Raw genomic sequence first — 18,964 nt, 5'->3', positions numbered from 1 at the left:
GTGTCTGACGCATCGAAAGTTAATGGGCGTTTTTCAGTGAGGCATCGATCTTGGGCAGCGCTACCATGGTCGCGCCGCCGTCCACCAGCAAGGAGGTGCCGGTGATGTATGACGCCTCGTTGGAGGCGAGAAACATCACCGCCGATGCGATCTCTTCAGGCCTCCCGACCCGTGGCACCGGGAAGTTCGCCGCCAGCGTGTCCGGCAGCTCATGACCGAGGGTTTCGTGCATGTGATCGGTGCCGATCAGGCCGGGCTCGACCACGTTGACCAGCACATTCAGCGCACCGAGCTCCACGGCCAGGCCTCGGGCGAAAGCGTTCATGAAGGCCTTGGTAGAGCCATAGGGGATCAGGCGCGGCGTGTACTTGCGGTTGGCCTCGCCTGATGAGATGTAGATCAGGCGCCCCTTGTCGGCGGCTCTGGAGAGATGCGGCGTGGCATCTTTGGCCAGCCAGAACAGCGCCTGCACATTGCTGCGTACGATGTGATCGAAGGTTTCGTCGGCCATCTCGACAATCAGGCCGCTGCTGGTGTCGGCAGCGCAGTGCACCAGAATATCCAGCGCTCCGAAGGCATCGACGCCGCCTTCGATCATCCCCTTGACGGCGGCGCGATCCGCTACATCGCCGCCCACCAGGCACGCAGAACCACCGGCAGCCTCGATCAGCGCAACCGTTTCCAGCCCTCGGCTCTCGGTGCGCGCGCTGACCACCACCTTCGCACCTTCACCTGCAAAGGCCAGCGCAATGGCCCGCCCCATGCCACGACCAGCACCGGTCACCAGAACCACTTTGTCTTGGAATCTCATTGCCCAGACCTCTTTTTATTGTTGTGTTGTATCCGCGCCATGAACCGCTCCTGCCCCCTTGGTTCCAGAGGTCCGGCATGCCGCTGGAGACGCCATTCAGCGTCCCCACCGGCAAGCCGCACTGCTACAGGAAAGGGACAAGGGCGGTCTCGCCGGGGTCAGATTTGCGAACCCTTCACATTGCGCGACGGGCCGTTGCGACGATCGGATTCACCCCATGCCAGCCAGCGGTCCGGCTCACGGGTATCGCCGACCCGGCGCCAGCGTCCTTCCTGCTGTGCGGTGACCGGGAACCCACCTACGAAATCAATCATTTCGCCCTTCGGATCCGGCAAAAACTCCCACTCTTCCTGGCCATCCAGCACGATCCGCGCGGTATCGACGAAGTAGCTGCCTTCCTTGTGCTTGACCAGCCCTTCGATGTCAGTGGTCACGCGCACTTCACCCTTTTCGTTGGCAAAAATCGCGTAACCGAGATGGTCGTGGCCGACCATGAACGAACCGGTATCCCAGGTGCCGTCCTTGTAGACCGTGGCGAACGTCCACCAGATCACGTGTTTGTTGTTGTTCACCACCAGGTCTTTCTTGAAGTGAATCGCGCCGCCTTCGGCCATATAGAACTGATCCAGCGCCATCGCGCCCTTGACCGGTTTGCCATCACACACGCCGGCGATGTCCCACACCTGAGAGACATAGAACGTTCCCCACTCCACGCCCGGCAGATACCACTGCAAGCCCGGTGCAAGTAGGCGTCCTTCCAGGTTGAACAGCCCGTCTTCGCGGTAGGTGATGCGCTCACTCGACGCGGTGATCTCCCAGCCGTTGCCAGGTTCACCGGGCTGGCTGCTCCAGCGCACGGTATCGCCTTCGACCACTTGCACAGGTTTGGGTGTCAGCGCCTGCCGGGCGATTCTCGTCTGGTCCATGCGCAGGTTTTTACCGTCGACCAGGGTGGTCATGAAGAAGAATTTGGTCGGGTTCGGCGTGCCGGTCGGGGCCATGATCGAGCGCACGAACGAGTAGATGTTGCCCTCCTCGTCGCGCACTGAACCGAAGGGCGCGCTTTTGCTCAGCTGCAGGCCGAAGAATCCTCGCTCGCCGGCCATGGCAGGGCCCGTTACCTTGTGCGGGCCTACCAGTTGCTGGAAGCCGAAATCGCCGCGTTCAGGGATGGTCTTGAAGGTTTTCATGCTGTGTGATCCCTCTTTTTGTTGTTGAAATTCTTTGCTGAAAGGCAAACCGATGACCTGGCCGTATCAGTCCCAGATCACCGGCAGGCTCGACGCCCCACGCAGTTGTGCGCCACTGATCACCGGAGCGGGTTTGGAAGGGTCCAGACGTACGTTGGGAAAAAGATCGAGGATCGCGTTGATCGCGCAGTTGAGCTCGACCTTGGCGACGAACTGTCCGATGCACATGTGCGGGCCGAAGCCGAACCCGAAAGACGGCTTGGGTTTGCGATCGATGTCGAATGCATCCGGGTTCTCGAATGCCTCTTCGTCGCGGTTGGCCGACACGACCATGCATTGCACAAATGCGCCCTTGGGAATCTTCACGCCACGGATTTCCACATCCTTGGCGGCTTCGCGCACCTTGAAGGTGGCAACGGGTTCATAGCGCACGGTTTCGTCGATCAGCTTGCCGATCAGGGTGCGGTCGTTGCGCACCCGGTCCAGCAGGCCCTCGGTGGTCAGCAGCAAGGTGAGCACGGAGCTGAACGTGCGTGAGGTGGTTTCGCCAGCCGCTGGCAACAGCGATCTGACGAACGTCGTGACCTCGTGATTGTCAAGCTGACGCCCTTCGTGCTCGGCACGCAGCAAGCGGCCAATCAGGTCGTCGCCGTCACTGCCGGTGGCGCGGCGCTGGATCACCACCTTGAGGATCTCGTCATACAGGGATTTGACCGCAATCCCCGCCAGACGCCGCGCCTCGGGCGCCTTGGCCGGGTCGATCTGATTGCCCCCCACCATTGCCAGCGCCCAGGCCGCGTATTGTCGATAGGTTTGCGGGTCGTCCTCGGGGAAGCCCATCAACGCGTACATTTCGCGGATCGGGAAATTCAGCCCGAAGTCCATCAGGTCGGCGCGCTTGTCGCCAATCATTGGGATCAGGAAATCCTCGCGGATCACCCGATCGATCTTGCCGCGCCATTTGTTCACGGTTTCCGGCATGAACGCCGGTTGAAGCAACGCGCGTACCTTGCGGTGCTGCTCGCCGTCCATTGCCAGAATGATCAGACCGTCGAAAAAAGCCCCCAGACCTTCGGCGATGAAACCGCTGGTGAAACTGGCGCCGTCGCGCAGCACCGCCATCACATCCTGATACTTGAACAAGGCGAACGTCGGCCGGGTTCCGGCCTGCATGCCAGCATTGGTAGGTACGCCGAAGCGGGCAACGAAGTCGCCTTCATGGACGGGCGACTGGTGGCGCATTTCCCGACACAGCGCGTGGATGTCCAGGTCCGCTCCCTTGTACATGTCGGAGACGGCCGAGTAAGCGGATTCGAGGTTCAGAACGGTACTGTCGGCTTCAAGGACGGTATTTTCGCTGCTCATGCTTCACCTTTTTATTGTCGTTCTTGTAGGGGGTATCGAGTGAATGTCGCGCTCCATGGATGGTATCCACAGAGCTGTTCCGGGCGTGTTCAATTCGTTGTACGTGGGGTAAAACGAAACGTCGTGGTGCAGAAGACGCGTACAGGGATTGCTTGTTTCGCGGTACGGCGGCAGTGTGTCCCTCAGCGTTGCAATGGCCTGCTGCGCAATAAAAAACAGCACACAAGGAGACACCGGTGAAAAGCCCCGAACAGCCCGAGGTCGGCAAACTCAATACCTTGAAGCGGATTCTGGCCTCGGCCCGTCAGGCGTTTTCGGACAGCGGGCTGGCGGGCGCACGTATCGAGGACATCGCCCAGGAAGCGGGCGTGACCAAACAGCTGATCCATCACTACTACGGCACCAAGGAAGGCCTGTTCGTCGCCGTGCTCGACGAAGCCTCTGACAGCATCATGTCGGAACTTTTGGGGCTGGAAGTCGAGCATCTGGCACCCGCCCAAGGGCTACGAAGGGTGCTGAATCACTTCTTCGATCAGTACGCGCTGGACCCGCTGATGGGTTCACTGGCGCTGGAAGGCATCCGCTACCATGATGCGCACCACACCCCGCGCAATCACTTTCTGGAACAGGCGCCGCGATTGGTGCACAAGCTTGATGCCCTCCTGCTGCGCGGTTCGCAAAGCGGCGTTTTCAGGAAAGGTATCGACGCCCGTCTGTTCCTGGCCACCGCCGCACTGGTGACCACGGGCTGGTTCACCAATCGTTATTCCACATCAGCCTTGACGGGGCTTGATACCTACTCAGAAGAAGGCCTGCGAGTGTGGCGCCAGCATTCGGCCGACTTCGTACTGGCGAGCATCGCGGCGCCCGGCCAGCCAGGCGCCTGACGCATACCTCACTTGAGAAAGCGCTTGACCCTTCCGGCGGCGATCTTGCCCGGCATGCCGGTCACGCCGCCGCCTGGATGGATGCCCGCCCCCCCGAAAAACAGTCCTGCGATGGGCAGCGTCTCGCCGCCCAACCCGGCCGCGGGCCGCATGGTGCTGGAACGGAAAATCGAAGTGTCGATGTGCAGTACGCAGCCATTGTGAGCGTTGAGCCGTTTCGCCAATTCAGGAGCGGTTTCCACTCGACGACCTATTTCCATACTGGCGATTTCGGGAACGTACTGGCTGGCGAACTCGATGGTCTGGCGCACCGCCTGTTCGCGAATGGCATCCCAGCCCTCACGTGGATTGACTGGCATGGCCGGCGGATAGAGATAAACGATGTCCTGCCCTTGCGGCGTCTGTGATTCATCGATAGCGCTTGGCGTCGCGATCCACATCCACGGCAGTTTGGGGACTTCACCGCGGGCAGCGGACTCGAAGTTTTCGATCACCGCTTCTGCCGTTCCCACCAACAGCACAGGGCCGCGCAGGTTGAGCCCGTCAGCCCGTCTGGACTGGTGCAGCGGCACGCTGATTTGCCCGCTCAGGGCGATGTCGACTTTCAAGGGTGAACCGCCGTGGGCGTTGGCGGGCGCCATGGCTATGCGCGTCAGCCATTTCCTTTCCAGCTCACCGGCCGTGACCATGTCCAGTGCCACCTTGGGATGACAACTGGCGACCACGGCACGTGCCTTGATCACCTCGCCGCTTTGCAGACGCACGCCAGTTGCCTTGCCTTCACGGGAGATGATCTCGGCCACTGGAGCCTCTGTGCGCACCTCGCCACCCAGCTCCTTGAAACGCGACAGCATCGCGTTCGGGATCGTCTGCATGCCGCCGATCGGCCGCCCGATGCCGAAGCGATGAAGGAAGCCCAATACCGCGAAGTACAAACCGCTGCCATCGGCTTTCACCGGCCCTGCGGCACCGGTCAGACAGGTCAGCGCAGAAATCGTGACCGGATGCACGAAGCGCTCGACAGCTGCTCCGTAGGCCGAGCCAGTGGCGAGTGCGACGATGTCCGGCTTGATTGCCTTGTGTTTGCGCAGCGTGCGGAATGCCTTGAATTTCACGCCAAGATTCTTTTGCGCCGGGTCGACTCGCATCATGGGGTGGACCACGTCCAGCAAGGCGAAGATCACTTCGACGAACTTGACGTAGGCATCGGCGTCCTGCGGGGAGAATTTGCGAATTTCTTCTGCGGTCTTCTTCGGATCACGCCAGAACACCAGCGAGGTGCCGTCCGGGTGCAGATAGACATAAGCGGGTTTGAGCTCTACCTGTTTGAAACCGTGGCGCTCCAGCTGCAATTCCTCGACCACTGAATGGGCCCGCAGCGACAGCAGGTCGGCGGCGCATGGGTGCACCAGATGGTTCGGCGCTTCGGGAATCAGGTAACCGGAGGACGCCATGCCACCGACTTTGTCCAGTGCCTCGAGCACCAGCACCGACTTGCCTTCACCCGCCAGATAACAACCCGCCGACAGACCGTTATGGCCACCACCGACAATCACCACATCGTATTCGGATTTCTGCGCTGCACTATTCATCTCGAATCCTTTTCAACCTGCATCAGTGGCCCACACGCCGACACCGCACCGGGTCGTGCCGGTGCGTGGGCAGGAAGGCAAGAAGAGTGGAGCGGGCGTTACATCCCCGAACGGCCCATTTTTTCGAACAGCGCACGCATCGCCACCAATGACGGGGTATGGCTGCTGAAGCCACCGTCGGCCACCAGCGTGGTGCCGGTGATGAACGACGATTCATCGCTGGCCAGGAACGCCACCACATCGGCGATCTGACGAGGCGTACCCAGCTCCGGGGTCAGGTGGTTGTCGCGAATGATGTCCAGCAGTTCGGGCGGCATCGAGCCGTGGGCGTTGTCTGCCGGGGCCAGGCCTATCTGCACGGCGTTGGCACGGATGCCCTGCTTGCCGTACTGCGCGGCAATGCTGCGCGGCAGCATCATCAGCGCAGCCTTGGAACAGGCATAGCCGGTCAGGGACATGTCGCCCTGCATCCCCAGCCCCGAAGTGGCGAAGATCACCGAACCGGCCTTACGCTCCAGCATCACCGCGATTGCGTACTTGGAGCACAGCACCGCGCCTCGCAGATTGACGGCAATGGCACGATCCCAAGCCTGCATATCGAGATTGCAGATGTCGCGGTCGCGCTGGCGCTGATCCACGCTGAGCACTGCTGCGTTGTTATGCAGAATGTCGATGCGGCCGAAGCGCGACTTGACCTGCTCGACCATGTCCTTGACTTGCTCCTCCGAGGAGACATCGCAAGCGACGGCCAACGACTGCACGCCCGATGCGGTCACCGAAACGGCGACCTCGCGTGCGGCATCGCTGTCGATATCCACGACCACCACATGGGCGCCCTGGCTGGCCAATACCCGCGCGCATTCAGCGCCCAATCCGTTGCCACCACCGGTAACGATGGCGACCCGCTCTGCCAGTCTTGCTGTGCTCATGATCTTCTTTCCTGTCATTGATCAGCTTTTCATTCACCGGTAAAACGCGGTTCCCGGCGTTCGGCGAACGCCATTGCCGCTTCCCGGGCATCCTTGCTCGGCGCCAGCAGTGCGAACAGGTCCAGCTCCAGATCCAGCCCTTGCTTGAGGTCCAGTTCGAGGGCCGCCCGCGCCGCGCGCTTGACCGAGGCCGACGCTGCGGGCGGCTTGGCGGCAATACGTTGAGCGAAAGCGAGCACTTCGGCATGCAAAGTCGCCGAGTCACCGGCAAGACGACTGACCAGCCCGATCTCCCGGGCTTCCTGGGCGCTCATGCGGTCGCCAGTCAGCAGCATGTCCAGAGCCCTGCCCGGCGCGACGACCCGTGAAAGACGCTGTGTGCCGCCGCCACCGGGTATCAGCCCCAACCCGGTTTCAGGCAACGCAAACACAGCGTCGGGCGCGGCGAAACGGATGTCGCAGGCCAGTGCCAATTCCAGTCCACCCCCCATGCAGTATCCATGGATTGCGGCGATGACCGGCTTGGCTATGCCGTCCAGGCTACCGATCCAGCGCGAGCCTTCCAGGCGTTGGCGCACTTGCAGCGCGGTTTCCTCACCACGCCTTTCCTTGATATCGGCGCCGGCACAGAACCCGCGTGCGCCTTCACCACGAATCACGATGACGCGGATCTGCGGGTCGGCCTCAAGTTGGCGGAGGCCTTGAGGGGCGCCCTGACGAATCTGATCGTTGATCGCGTTGATTTGTCCGGGCCGGGTCAGCACCAGCCAACCCACCGCCCCCTCCCGCTCGATCGATACCGCTTCGTTGATGACAGTCCTGACTGCTTGCTGCGAAGGCTCGGCGGTCATCTCAGCACTCCTCGAACTCGAACAACTGGCCGTCCAGTTCCTTCGGATCGATGCGGATCAGCGGCTTGCCACCGACCGCTTCGCTGGACTCGATCCACTTGAACGCCGTTCCCCGAGCGCGCAGGTCTTCAGCCTTGGCTTCCAGACCGTTTACGCCGATGCGAATGTAATACGGACCTGGTCCCCAACTGTTGAGATACAGCCCGGCCTCACCGTCCCAACGGGTCGCCTCGATGATGTCTAGGGTCGCACTGTTGGCGAGCGTGAAGCCCATGCGGGCGCGGCGGTAACCTTCGTCATGCAGGGTCTGGATCGGGCCACTCGGCTCCCAGTCCAGATTGGCGGAACAGCGACGCAGAGTGTCATCCAGATCGCGTACCAGATAGCCTCGCGCAGTGACCCGCACCATGTCGCCCGGTTTGAGATCCCGTGGCTGCACAGGCGGCTCGGCGAAGGTCTCGGGTGGCATCTGCAAGGGTTCCATGGGCATGATTTCAATGCACAGGCCACCGTCCACCGACGGCTCGTAGTACGGTCTTTCCGGCGTGACACCCAGCCACAAACGGTCGAACGGCATCTCGTCGGTACGCTGGGCCATGCGAAACGGCAAGCGCCTGCGCATCAGCTTCTCCACCAGCGCATTGAACTTGTCGCCGTGGGTCGCCAGGACAATGGAGTGGGTGATCATCGGTCGATGATGGCCCTGAAACTCTTTCAGGCTTTCCAGAAAATCATGGAACAGCGGGTCGCCGGGGTTTGGCTTGTCCAAGTGCCATTGCGGCTCGACACGGGTCGGTGACACCGCCAGCGACTTGTGCACCCGCAGAAAGTGCGCAATGTAAGGATGGTTGTCGAACGCCTGACGCCAGCGCTCGTGCTTGTAGATACCCAGCTTGTCGACCAGTTTTTCGGTCATGGCATCCGGGTCCGGCACCATCATGTCGGCACTCATCAACAACTCAAACATACCCTTTCCCCTTGTGCTTCTTGCTGTACCCGCTGGCCATGCAGCGGTTTTTTTATGGATTGGCTGCGTCAGCCTCGTGGCGGCAACGGTGCCTCAGTGAGCGACGACAGCGGTTGAAGATGCCCTGGGACGGTCCTTGGGCAATAGCGGCTGTGCAGCGTCGAAGGCATCGCTCTGCTGGAGCTCGGCGTCGTTGCCGGCTCCGGGATTGAGCAGGTAATGGGACAGTGCTGGAATCAGGACCAGCGCACCCAGCATGTTCCACAGGAACATGAAGGTCAGAAGGATGCCCATGTCCGCCTGGAACTTGATCGGCGACCAGGCCCAGGTAATGACGCCCGCCGCCATGGTCAGGCCGATCAACGCGACCACGCGGCCGGTGAAGTCAAGCGAACGGCGATAGGCCGTGGCCAGCGAACCACCGCGCTGTTGAACCGCCAGTTGAACGCTCAACAGATACAGCGCGTAGTCGACACCGACCCCTACTCCGACGGCGATCACCGGCAACGTCGCGACTTTCAGGCCGATGCCCAGCCAGACCATCAGGGCCTTGCAGATGATCGTGGTCATCACCAGCGGAATCAGCGCCACCAGCGTTGCCCGCCAACTGCGGAAGGTCAGAAGGCACAGCAGCGCCGTGGCGCCATACACCGCGAAATACATGGTGACGATGCCTTTCTCGACTTCGATATTGGTCGCTGCCTCGATGCCCGCATTGCCCGCCGCCAGCAGAAACAGCGGCTGATCGCCAACGCCGGACGCTTTGCTCTGATCGGCGAATTCCTGCGCCACGGTGAGCACCCGGTTGAGGGTGTCTGCCTTGTGATCCGCCAGATAGGCAATCAGCGGCGTTACCGAGCACTTCTGGTTGGTGATGCCAGGCTGCGAAATCATCGCCGCGTCCACAGAGGCGTTGGTAATCGCCTGGTCACGGCTGATGGTGAGCCATTTGCCACTGCCTTCGGCCATGCCCGAGGTGATGAAGCGCACGGCCTCAGGCAACGAGCTTGTGGTTTGCACTCCTGGAGTCTGCCGCAAACGCCAGGCCAGGCGATCCATGGCCTGCAGGGCCGGGTAAAGGCGACAACTGTCCTCGGGCGTGGTCATGATCACCACGAACTGGTCGTTGGAGAGCCCATAGTTTTTCGAAATGAAGGCGCTGTCCTGGTTGTAGCGTGAATCCGGTCGCAGCTCCGGCGCCCCCGGGTCGAGGTCACCCACCTTCAGATGCATCATCACCGCGCTGCCACCTGCCGTGACCAGCAGCGATACCGCGATGACCAGGGTCGCCCAGCGACGCTCGGTGAAGCGGTCGAGCCCGCGCCAGATTCTGCCCAACACACCTTTGTTCGCTTCACCGGCGCGGTCTTTCTCAATGGCGATGCGCGCGGCGCGTTGGCTGACGCCCAGGTAGGACAGCGCAACGGGGATCAGCAGCAATTTGGTGAAGATCAGCACCGCGACGCCGATGCTGGTGGTCAGCGCCAGGTCACGAATCACCGGAATATCGATGATGACCAGCACTGCAAAGCCGACGATGTTGGTCAACAGCGCGGTCAGGCCGGTCAGGAACAGGCGGCGGAAGGTATAACGCGCGGCGATGTATTTGTGGGTGCCACGACCGATGTCCTGAAGAATGCCGTTCATCTTCTGCGTGCCGTGTGACAGGCCGATGGCGAAGATCAGGAATGGCACCAGAATCGAATACGGGTCCAGCGAATACCCCAGCAATTCCATCAGGCCCAGCAGCCAGATCACCCCGGCGATCGCTACGCCCACCAGCAACAGCGTACTGCGCAGGCAGCGGGTGTAGAGATAGACAAACAGTGCAGCGATGACCACCGACACACCAAAGAACATCATCACCGCGTACAGGCCATCGATCAGGTCACCGACCAGCTTGCTGAACCCGACGATGTGAATGCCGATCTTGTCGCTTTGCAGCGAGCGGATCTGGCTCTCAAGCTGCGTCGAGAATTCGCCGTAATTCAACGGCCCGCCAGTCTGCGGGTTGGTCTCGAGCAAAGGGGCGACGATCATGCTCGACTGGCTGTTGTTGGCCACCAGGTTGCCAATGATGTTCGCCCGCGCAATGTTCTGGCGCAGCTTGTCGATGGAGGCCGCGCTGCCATTGTAGTCGGCCGGCATCACGGCACCGCCTTCGATGCCTTCCTCGGTGACTTCTTTCCAGCGAACGATGGGCATCCACAGGGATTTCATCCATGAACGATCGACGCCGGGAATCAGGAACAGCGTGTCGTTGACCTTCTGCAGCGCCTGGAGATACTCAGGGTCGTAGATGTCGCCGGTCTTGTTCTCGACGACGATCCGGATCGTGTTGCCAAGGCCTGGGAGTTCGCTCTTATAGGTCAGGTAGTTCTTGATATAGGGGCTGGCGCTGGGAATCATTTTTTCAAAGCTGGCGTTGACCTGCAGTCGGGTCGCAAAGAACCCGAGAATCAGTGTCGCCAGCACGCAGGCGATGATGACCGGAATACGGTTATTGAAGATGACCCGTTCCAGCAGCCCGCCGGACTTCATGTCGAAGTCCTTGAGATCTGCGATCACCGGCATTCCGCTGTTGTACTTTTGCTCTACCATCGCTGCGTTCCCGTTGAAGATGCTTGCCAGCCAGACAGCTGTCGTTGCAATTGCAATGCGTTGCCAGACTCACTCTGCCGTAGCGATTTCCACGACCCTGGCGCCCGAAAAGCGCGACACCACCAGCGCCCCCGGTTTGCCGCTGTCGCTGGCGCCGTAGACCTCACCGCCCTTGGCGGCGCGCAACTTGCCAGTTGTGAGTGCCTTGCGATCGAGGCTCGCGAGTTCACCGCCCTGCCCGACCACCAGCCATCGATCGCCCTGCTTGACGATGCTCACCAGGCTTGAGGTGATACCGGTCTCGATCTTCTGCCATTGCTGGCCGTCGTCACGACTGGCGTACAAGTTGCCGCGCAAACCATGAACCAGAAGCAGGTCGTCCAGCGCAGCCACGCCGAACAGAGTGCCGGCATACGGCAGCTCGACATGGGTGAATCGCTCTGCGGCGACGTCTTGCTTGAGCAGCAGACCCTGTTCACCGCTGATGTAAAAAACGCCGTTGCGTTGCGCGAGGCCATAGAGGTGCATGCGCGGGTCGTTGTCGCTTCGCTCCACCCAGGGTTGCCAATGAGCGCCATTGTCAGTGCTGTGCAGCACCATGCCGAAAGCACCGACCACGAAGCCATTGCCGTGGTCATCGAACAGTACATCGAGCAAAGGTGCTGCGAGGACTCCCGGCGTTGCGCTACTGCTACTGGCGGTAGCGGTTTCGTTGAGCACCCTGGCGGCTTCGTCATCGCCTTTGTCGGCAAGCGGTTGGTAGTAGTCGTTCAACAGCTTGAGCAAACTACGGCCGTCCAGCTGGACCTTCCAGTTCTGGCCGCCATCACTGCTGTGCATCACCAGCGAATCATGACCAACGATCCAGCCATTGCGATCATCGACGAAGCGCACTTGCACCAGATCGCTGGAGACAGGACTCGGCATTTGCTTCCAGCTCTGGCCACCGTCGATGGAGCGCTGTATGACTCCATGGGGACCAACTGCAATGAGCGCATCGCCAACTCTGGCCACTGACAGCACTGGCACCGACAAACGCTCGTCGACCGACTGTGCCGCAGCATCCAGCACCTCGCTGACCGTGCTGGTCGAAGCCGCAAGTACCGAGTGCGTGGCCGCCATCAAACAGGCTGTCATCAGGCAAGTTCGAACAGCGGTGAAACACGCAAGCGCCGGTTTTGCTCCGGCCCGCGACAGGTTGCGATGGTTAAGAGGTTCACGGCTGATCATTATTATTGTCCTCATGCGGACGACCTTGAATGGTCGCCCGATGGCATTGCTCAACGGCTCGATCGAAAGACCCGGGAGAGTGAAACGCACCCGGGCTGGCTTTCATGGCAGAACCGTCTGTTTCTCAGCGCTGCGTAACCCGAGCAACCACGGCTTCCATGTTCATGTCGCGCTCGTTCAGCGGCTTGTCGACGAACTTGTAACCGCCTTTCAGACCGTCGTTGAGCAATGCGTACATGCCTTTGTTGAAGTCATAGACGACGTTCTTGACGTTGTACGGGATGGTCTTGTCGTAGAGCTGAACGCCACTGAGGAAGATCGCGCGATACAGGCTTCCGCTCTTGTCCCACGCGTCGTACAGACCTACGCCATAAGTGTCTTCATCGAGGTAGTAAGTGCGCTTGCCATAGACATGGCGCATGCCTGGCTTGAGCGTGGCTTCGACCACCCAGACCCGATGCAGCTCCCAGCGCTCATTCTCCGGATTGGCAAAATGCGGCTTGAATTGATCGTCCTGTTTTGCCGTGAAGTAGAACTTGTAAGCGTTGTACGGGATGTACATTTCCTTGCGGCCGACCAGCTTGTAATCGAAGCGGTCCTGGCTGCCGGAGAACATCTGCAGTTCGTCGAACAGGGTAACGCCGCCCTGGCTGGCTACCGGTGTGTCGAAGTTGAATTCCGGGGCCAGTTTTACCCGACGCTGGCCTGGCGAATAGCTATAGGAACGGCGGGCCTTGGACCCCGGATCGAGGAAGTCCTGAAGCATCACCACTTCCCCGGAGCGGCGAGCCGGGTAGTCGTTTCGCGAGAACACCCGGGCATACATCAACGGGTCGCGGTCCGCCTGGTTGACTTGGTAGTACGGCGTTTCCTCGAACGTGGCCTGCTCTGCGGTCTTGGTGATGGAGCCGTTGGCGTCGACCACCCAGCTGTTGGATGAAGACGTGGTCGAGTAACCCGTGCCGATCTTGTAGCGAACCTGCTGGTTCCACATGACTTCGTTGCCGGTCTTGGGAATGGGGAACGGAAGACCGCCACGGCACGCGGGATCGACCGCCAGGCCGTCCTTCTGGATCTGACAAGCAGTGGCATTGCGCGCAGTGGCGTCCAGCACCGCTTTTGGATAGGCAGTGGTGCGGTGAGTCGGGTAGATATCCAGATAGTAATCGGGGTATTTCTTCAGCAGCGTCTTTTGACCTTCGCTGAGTTTGTCGGCGTACTTGTCGACGTTTTTCGAGTCGATTCGAAACAGTGGCTTCTCGTCCTTGAATGGATCTACCCAGAAGCCACTGTCCGGTTTGAAACCTGCCGGAATGCTGGTCAAACCACCGGTATAGGCCGGAATGCTGCCATCGGCGTTGCCCGCCGCAATGGCACCGAACGGCGTCAGGGTCTTACCGATTTCCGCGGCTTCATTGGCGGGAACCGCAGCCATGCTGCATGTGGCGAATCCCGTCAGCACAAGGGATAAGGCAAGTTGTCGTTTCATACACACTTACTCCGATTCTTATTGGACTTGTCAGAATGAGGTCTTGAACGTGAAAGCGAGCCAGCCGCGGTCGGTGCCGCCGACGTTACCGTTACCGGCGACCGTGCCATTGGCCAGGTTTTTCGAGCGCGCGTCGGTGTCTGCATAACGCAGGCCAAACTCATACAGTTGCGCGTAGGTGAATTTCACGCCGACCGAATAGGACAGCGCGCCTTCGTTACCACCACCTGCTGTCGGGGCGTTGCCATGCAAGCCGTAGTTGACGGTCAGCGGCACATCCAGGTCCCACGACGGGAAGATAGAGAGGTATTGCGGGGTGTAGTTGACAGCTACGGCGTAGTAGTTCTTCGACGAGCAACCGTCCGATTCACTACCCGAACCTGCGATGGTCGGCGTGCGGGCATTGGTACAGGCGGCGTTGCCGACACCTTTGTACAACTCATCGTGTTCGGTCACGCGCAGCAGATGGCTGTAAGCGAATTCGCCTACCAGCGTGCCGTTATCGGAAATGAAGTTACGCGGCACGCCATACACGGCGTTAGCGATGAAGTGCAAGGTGTCGCCGCGTGGGCCTTCGTTGTCCACGGCGCTTACGCCAGTGGCATTGAGTGCGCCATTCATGCGGTAGGACAGTTCACTGCCGACTGCCACTGTATCGATCACCCGGGAGAAGCTCAGACCGGCCAGTTTGACCCCGCGTGGATAAACCACCCGGTACAGACCTGAGGCTGCTTTAACCTGCGGAGCGAGCCACGGCTGGTAGTCGTCGAACTCACGGTAGTAAGCGCCGAACGTAGATTCCAGCTCTTCTACGTTGAGCTTGGCCATCACACCCCAGTTGTGCCCGTCACGCCCGAAGCGCGAATTCTGACGCTGAAACACCGCGCCATTGGCTGCCAGAGGCAGGCGGTCAGGCCCTTCGAACAGGGGGTCTGCCCCACCGAAGTAGGTGCCGCCGTATGGGATGCGGGTCGGCTCCCACTCATAGAAGTACTGCCCCGCCACAGACAACCGATCCGAGACCTGGGCCTTGGCGGAAACCTGGCCGACCGGCAGGAACACTTCCTTGGTTTCGATACCTGGACTGGTCGCGGCCTTCACGCCGTCGCTCGGCGCCTGGGAATAGGAAACCGCATGAGCACCGAACAACAGGCCTTCACCCCAGTAGTTGGTGTGACGGCCTGCCTTTACGTTGACCGGGGTGTCGCCAATGTTGAAGTTGCGCCAGACAAAGGCGTCGAGGATCTCGCCGGACGGCCCGCGCACATAGCGCTTCACTTCGCCGCTGTAATGATCGTTTTGATAGCTGGTGGCGTAGCCGGCGACGTTACTTTTGACGTCGTCGTCGTGATAAGCCTGGTCGTACCAACCGGCCGCGCTGAGACGCGCGCCCCAGTCGTTCAGGTAAGAGAAGTCGATTTCGGTTAACACATCCAGGCGATTTGTCACAACATCGCCCCGATCAAACTTGCCGTCGGACTCATCGTAGTTGGGGGTGTTCATGATGCGACCGTTCTGCCCATCGGTACGCATGCCCAGGTTATAGCGCAGCGTATTGTCCCAGCGCAGGCGGTAGTCAGGGTTCGGCAGGTCAAAGGAAGCGGCCAACGCAGACTGTCCGCATCCCAGCACCAACAGCGTGATAGCACCATGGGTCAGCGCGCAGCGACCCCGGTTGGTCATCTCTTTCATACAAACTACCTTTTATTTTTATTTTCAGTCGTTTATGTGCGTCCAGGCCTGCTGCTTCGCGCTCTGCTCCGGAGGATAGATCGCTTTTCCATCTCAGGCCGGACGATTGGCTACTGAGGTTTGCATCACCTCTGTTTACCGCTACCTCGTCAGCTGAAACTCAAGGTAAATGATCTGATCCTGAAATTCCACATAAAGATTCACGTTCTATATACAGAATAAGAGGAATCGTTCAGCTTCCCCCTTCCCTACCTTGCACAGTGCCGCTGCAGACGCAATACTGCACACAATAGTTATTAATGTTCAATTAAAGTTTTGATGCGGATGTATCCAGGCATTTCCGCTGCAAGGACAGTTAATCGCTTCAGCCAGACAAGCTCTAGCCTGCCCTTCGAGGCGAAATTCGACACACCACTACAAAAAGAGAGAATTTGATGAATATCGACCTAAGCGCCAAACGCGTCATCGTCACCGGTGGTTCAAGAGGCATCGGCGTGGCAATCGCTAAAGCCTTCGCCGCCGAGGGGGCCCGTGTTGCGATCTGCGCCCGCAGCGAACAAGCGGTCAATGAAGCGGGCCAGGTTCTGGCGGCGCAGGCGCAAGGCGTTATCGCAAGGGCCGTGGATGTCACCGATACAGCTGCAGTCCAGGCATTCGTCTCAGAGGTGGTGCAGGCGTGGGGTGGGGTCGATGTGCTGGTGAATAACGCCGGCCAGGGACGCGGCGGCAATCTGGACACCCTCACACCGGAAGCCATTCTCGAGCACGCCAATGTGCTGCAGATGGGCCATTTTCGTTTCGTCCAGGCGGTCGTCCCGCATATGCGTGAACAGCGATGGGGACGAATCATCGAAATCAATGCGCTGGCCGGCGCGATCCCGACACCGGACGGCATCCCGTCGGTGATCAACCGGGCGTCCTGCATCGCGCTGTCGAAAACCCTCGGCATGTCGCTGCCCAAGGACAACATTCTGGTGAACAGCCTGAACATGGGCTGGATCGACACCGGCCAATGGGACCGTCACTACAAGGAAATGGGCCCGGGCGTGAGCCGCGAGGAATTCGACGCAATGGTAATGAAAGTCGTCCCTCTCGGACGCTATGGCAAGCCTGAGGATGTCGCCGGAATGGCGTTGTTTCTGGCCAGCGAGTACGCGAGTTTCATCAGTGCGGCCTCGATCGATATCGCCGGGGGGATGGGCGGACAGATAGCCTACTTCCCTCAGCTCAAGCGTGACTTCGCCGCCATGATCAAGGCACGCAATGCCGATCGGCAATAAGCCCTGATGGGGAACGAGCCGCGTCGGCGCGGCTCGCAATGGCGCATTTATGCCTGGATCACCGGGGCGGGCACGCCCAATTTCAGTAGCTCTATCGCGTTGCTGCTGCGAATGCGTTCACGCTCTTCCTGGCTCAGCCCAAGGCCTTCTGTCAGGTCGCCATGATCGTATGCGCCGCCGAAGTTGGTGCCGTAAAGCAGTCGGTGGCTGCCCACCACTTCTGCCACGGCGCGACGCAGCGCCGGGGCATGGACGTCCAGGTCAAAGTAGAAGTTATCCATGTAGTCCATCAGCGGACGTTTATTCCTTGAGTCCGGTGCCATGGCCCGATTCAGCTCGCTCAGCCGCCCCAGTTGAAACACCGCCATACCGCCCGCGTGAGTGATGTAGGTTTTGAGCTTGGGGAACACGTCCAGCGCACCGCCATTGATCAAGTACCAGAAGAACAGGGTCTCATCCACGCAATCGCCGACGATCGAACTGGTCTCGAACTTGTCCTGCGTATGACGCTCGCCCAGCCAGATCGACTGGTTGTATCCGTGGACCATGATCGGCACATCAAGCTCGGACAGTTTTTCCCAGACTGGAAACAGTTTCTCGTCGTGGGCTTCAAGCCCGTTGAAATTGGCGCCTCCCACGCAGACGCCCTTGGCACCCAGGACCCTGACCGCACGGTCGATTTCCCGAGCTGCGGTCTCGGGCTCGGCGATGTTGGCGTGGCACCAGAAATCGAAATGCTCTGGATCGGCGCGACAGAACGCTGCGATCTCGTCATTGCAGATTCGCGCGTATTCGGAGCCGAACTCGCCAGCCCAATACATGAACGCGTGGGAAGGCGTCGACAACACCAGCTTGTCGACGCCCCGCTCGGCCATGAGTGCCCGCCGGCTGGCATGGGTCATCCTGGCAAGCAGATTGGCCTCCGCTTCTTCGTCCGTGGCGGCCTTGGCGGGCTGTTTGGTGCCCAGTGAGAAATGCCCCACGGTCAGGCCCTGAGTCTTCATGAATGGCCCCCAGAATTCGTGCTGGTTGAGCATTCCCTTGGTGAGCAAATGTGCATGGACATCAATGAGCATCGTCTTCTCCTTCTTGTTGTAATGATCCAGGCTCACGGTTGATACCCGGCATTGCAGCGCCGGGCAGTTACCGAACAAGGACGTCAAGGTCAACCGGTGCAGGCCATGATCAAAAATTGCCGGAAGGCCTGCGCCGGCTCGCTCAGGCTTTTATGGGGGTGCCAGATCAACCCGAGCTCCATGGGCGGAACCGCGTCGGCCAGCGGGCGGATATCGATTTTCTTGCCCTCCAGCGACCAGGCCCGGTAGAGCATGTCGGATAGAATCGTCACCCCGAATCCATGGGCCACCAACCCGCGCAGCGCTTCCATGGATGAGGTGCGAAACGCGACCCGGGGCGTCAGGCCTTTTTCCTGCCAGTAACGCTCGGTGGACACCTCCCCCTCATCCACCGTGGCGAGGATGTACGCATGCTCCGCGACATCGTCCAAACGGGGTAAGGGCTCGCTCGCCAAGGGGTGCTGGTTCGAAAGCCAAAGACGCCTGGGTGAACGGATCAGCACGCGGTGTTCGAAAACGTGCAGGTGCTGGGTGTTGGAGACGATGGTCAATCCCAGATCGAGGTCGCCCTGGGCGACAGCGCTTTCAATGTTCACGCGGTCAAGGTCCAGCAGATCGACTTCAATCTGCGGATAGCTGCGCTTGAACCTTGCCAGCAACGACGGCAGAAAATAGCCGAGCACCGTATACGACGCTCCGACCCGCAGGCTCCCGGCGATGGCATGGCTCAGGAACAGCGGTTCACTCAAGGCGTCTTGCAGCGTCTCCAGAATATGCCGCGAATGCTGCACGAACTTGTGCCCTTCGGCTGTCAGCGCGACGCCATGAGGCAGCCGATCGAACAGACTTACCCCCAGAACCTCTTCGAGTTGCAGCACCGCGGCGGTCACCGCCGATTGCGACACGTGAACCCTCAATGCTGCCTGAGAGAACTGACCCGCGTCGGCTGCGGCCACGAAGTAGCGCAACTGACGCAGGGAGACGTCGCTGGTTCGCGCCATCCG

Annotated in this window: 15 protein-coding genes; 2 read left to right on the top strand and 13 right to left on the bottom strand. The window is 60.2% G+C overall.

The features are described 5' to 3' along the window. Nucleotides 1–19 precede the first annotated feature (19 nt). From BWR59_RS02960 to BWR59_RS02950, 3 genes are all read right to left on the bottom strand, one after another. Nucleotides 20–811, bottom strand: coding sequence for an SDR family oxidoreductase (locus tag BWR59_RS02960; protein ID WP_081564150.1), 792 nt, complete (start codon nucleotides 809–811; stop codon nucleotides 20–22). Between the two features lie 158 nt (nucleotides 812–969). Then, nucleotides 970–2,001 (bottom strand): hypothetical protein, encoded by a 1,032-nt coding sequence (locus BWR59_RS02955; protein ID WP_074750907.1) that lies wholly within the window; start codon nucleotides 1,999–2,001, stop codon nucleotides 970–972. A gap of 66 nt (nucleotides 2,002–2,067) precedes the next feature. Then, the gene (locus tag BWR59_RS02950) at nucleotides 2,068–3,366 is read right to left on the bottom strand and encodes a cytochrome P450 (protein ID WP_081564149.1); all 1,299 of its coding nucleotides are present in this window, start codon (nucleotides 3,364–3,366) and stop codon (nucleotides 2,068–2,070) included. Nucleotides 3,367–3,602: 236 nt separating this feature from the next. Between BWR59_RS02950 and BWR59_RS02945 the strand changes: the two genes are divergently transcribed. Then, nucleotides 3,603–4,253, top strand: coding sequence for a TetR/AcrR family transcriptional regulator (locus BWR59_RS02945; protein ID WP_074750911.1), 651 nt, complete (start codon nucleotides 3,603–3,605; stop codon nucleotides 4,251–4,253). Between the two features lie 8 nt (nucleotides 4,254–4,261). On the opposite strand, the gene BWR59_RS02940 is transcribed toward BWR59_RS02945, so the two are convergent. From BWR59_RS02940 to BWR59_RS02905, 8 genes are all read right to left on the bottom strand, one after another. Continuing rightward, entirely contained in the window at nucleotides 4,262–5,845 is a 1,584-nt protein-coding gene (locus BWR59_RS02940) for an NAD(P)/FAD-dependent oxidoreductase (RefSeq protein WP_074750913.1), read from the bottom strand. Nucleotides 5,846–5,943: 98 nt separating this feature from the next. Further along, nucleotides 5,944–6,774: an SDR family oxidoreductase gene (locus BWR59_RS02935; RefSeq protein ID WP_074750915.1), complete on the bottom strand. Its 831-nt coding sequence runs from the start codon at nucleotides 6,772–6,774 to the stop codon at nucleotides 5,944–5,946. A gap of 29 nt (nucleotides 6,775–6,803) precedes the next feature. Then, nucleotides 6,804–7,625: an enoyl-CoA hydratase/isomerase family protein gene (locus BWR59_RS02930; protein WP_081564148.1), complete on the bottom strand. Its 822-nt coding sequence runs from the start codon at nucleotides 7,623–7,625 to the stop codon at nucleotides 6,804–6,806. A 1-nt stretch (nucleotide 7,626) separates the two neighbouring features. Next, nucleotides 7,627–8,592 carry a lactoylglutathione lyase gene (locus BWR59_RS02925; RefSeq protein WP_074750919.1) on the bottom strand — a complete coding sequence of 322 codons (966 nt, stop codon included), beginning with the start codon at nucleotides 8,590–8,592 and terminating at the stop codon, nucleotides 7,627–7,629. A gap of 93 nt (nucleotides 8,593–8,685) precedes the next feature. Beyond that, complete coding sequence (locus BWR59_RS02920; RefSeq protein WP_081564147.1) at nucleotides 8,686–11,193, bottom strand: MMPL family transporter; 2,508 nt, start codon at nucleotides 11,191–11,193, stop codon at nucleotides 8,686–8,688. 69 nt (nucleotides 11,194–11,262) lie between these two features. Continuing rightward, nucleotides 11,263–12,330: a YCF48-related protein gene (locus BWR59_RS02915; RefSeq protein ID WP_081564479.1), complete on the bottom strand. Its 1,068-nt coding sequence runs from the start codon at nucleotides 12,328–12,330 to the stop codon at nucleotides 11,263–11,265. 217 nt (nucleotides 12,331–12,547) lie between these two features. Then, entirely contained in the window at nucleotides 12,548–13,912 is a 1,365-nt protein-coding gene (locus tag BWR59_RS02910) for a DUF1329 domain-containing protein (protein WP_081564146.1), read from the bottom strand. A 30-nt stretch (nucleotides 13,913–13,942) separates the two neighbouring features. Next, nucleotides 13,943–15,604 carry a DUF1302 family protein gene (locus tag BWR59_RS02905; RefSeq protein WP_081564145.1) on the bottom strand — a complete coding sequence of 554 codons (1,662 nt, stop codon included), beginning with the start codon at nucleotides 15,602–15,604 and terminating at the stop codon, nucleotides 13,943–13,945. Nucleotides 15,605–16,038: 434 nt separating this feature from the next. Here BWR59_RS02905 and BWR59_RS02900 point away from each other — a divergent pair, with 434 nt between their 5' ends. Then, a complete protein-coding gene (locus BWR59_RS02900; RefSeq protein ID WP_081564144.1) occupies nucleotides 16,039–16,884 on the top strand; it encodes an SDR family oxidoreductase in 846 nt (281 codons plus the stop codon). 47 nt (nucleotides 16,885–16,931) lie between these two features. On the opposite strand, the gene BWR59_RS02895 is transcribed toward BWR59_RS02900, so the two are convergent. Together BWR59_RS02895 and BWR59_RS02890 are read right to left on the bottom strand one after the other, a co-directional pair. Then, nucleotides 16,932–17,960 (bottom strand): amidohydrolase family protein, encoded by a 1,029-nt coding sequence (locus tag BWR59_RS02895; RefSeq protein WP_081564143.1) that lies wholly within the window; start codon nucleotides 17,958–17,960, stop codon nucleotides 16,932–16,934. Nucleotides 17,961–18,049: 89 nt separating this feature from the next. Further along, complete coding sequence (locus BWR59_RS02890; protein ID WP_081564142.1) at nucleotides 18,050–18,961, bottom strand: LysR substrate-binding domain-containing protein; 912 nt, start codon at nucleotides 18,959–18,961, stop codon at nucleotides 18,050–18,052. Between the last annotated feature and the right edge of the window lie 3 nt (nucleotides 18,962–18,964).

The organism is Pseudomonas sp. Bc-h, from assembly GCF_002080045.1.
Lineage (GTDB): Bacteria > Pseudomonadota > Gammaproteobacteria > Pseudomonadales > Pseudomonadaceae > Aquipseudomonas.
The sequence above is the reverse complement of the archived record's forward strand: the minus strand, read 5'-3'. Positions and strand labels throughout refer to the sequence as shown.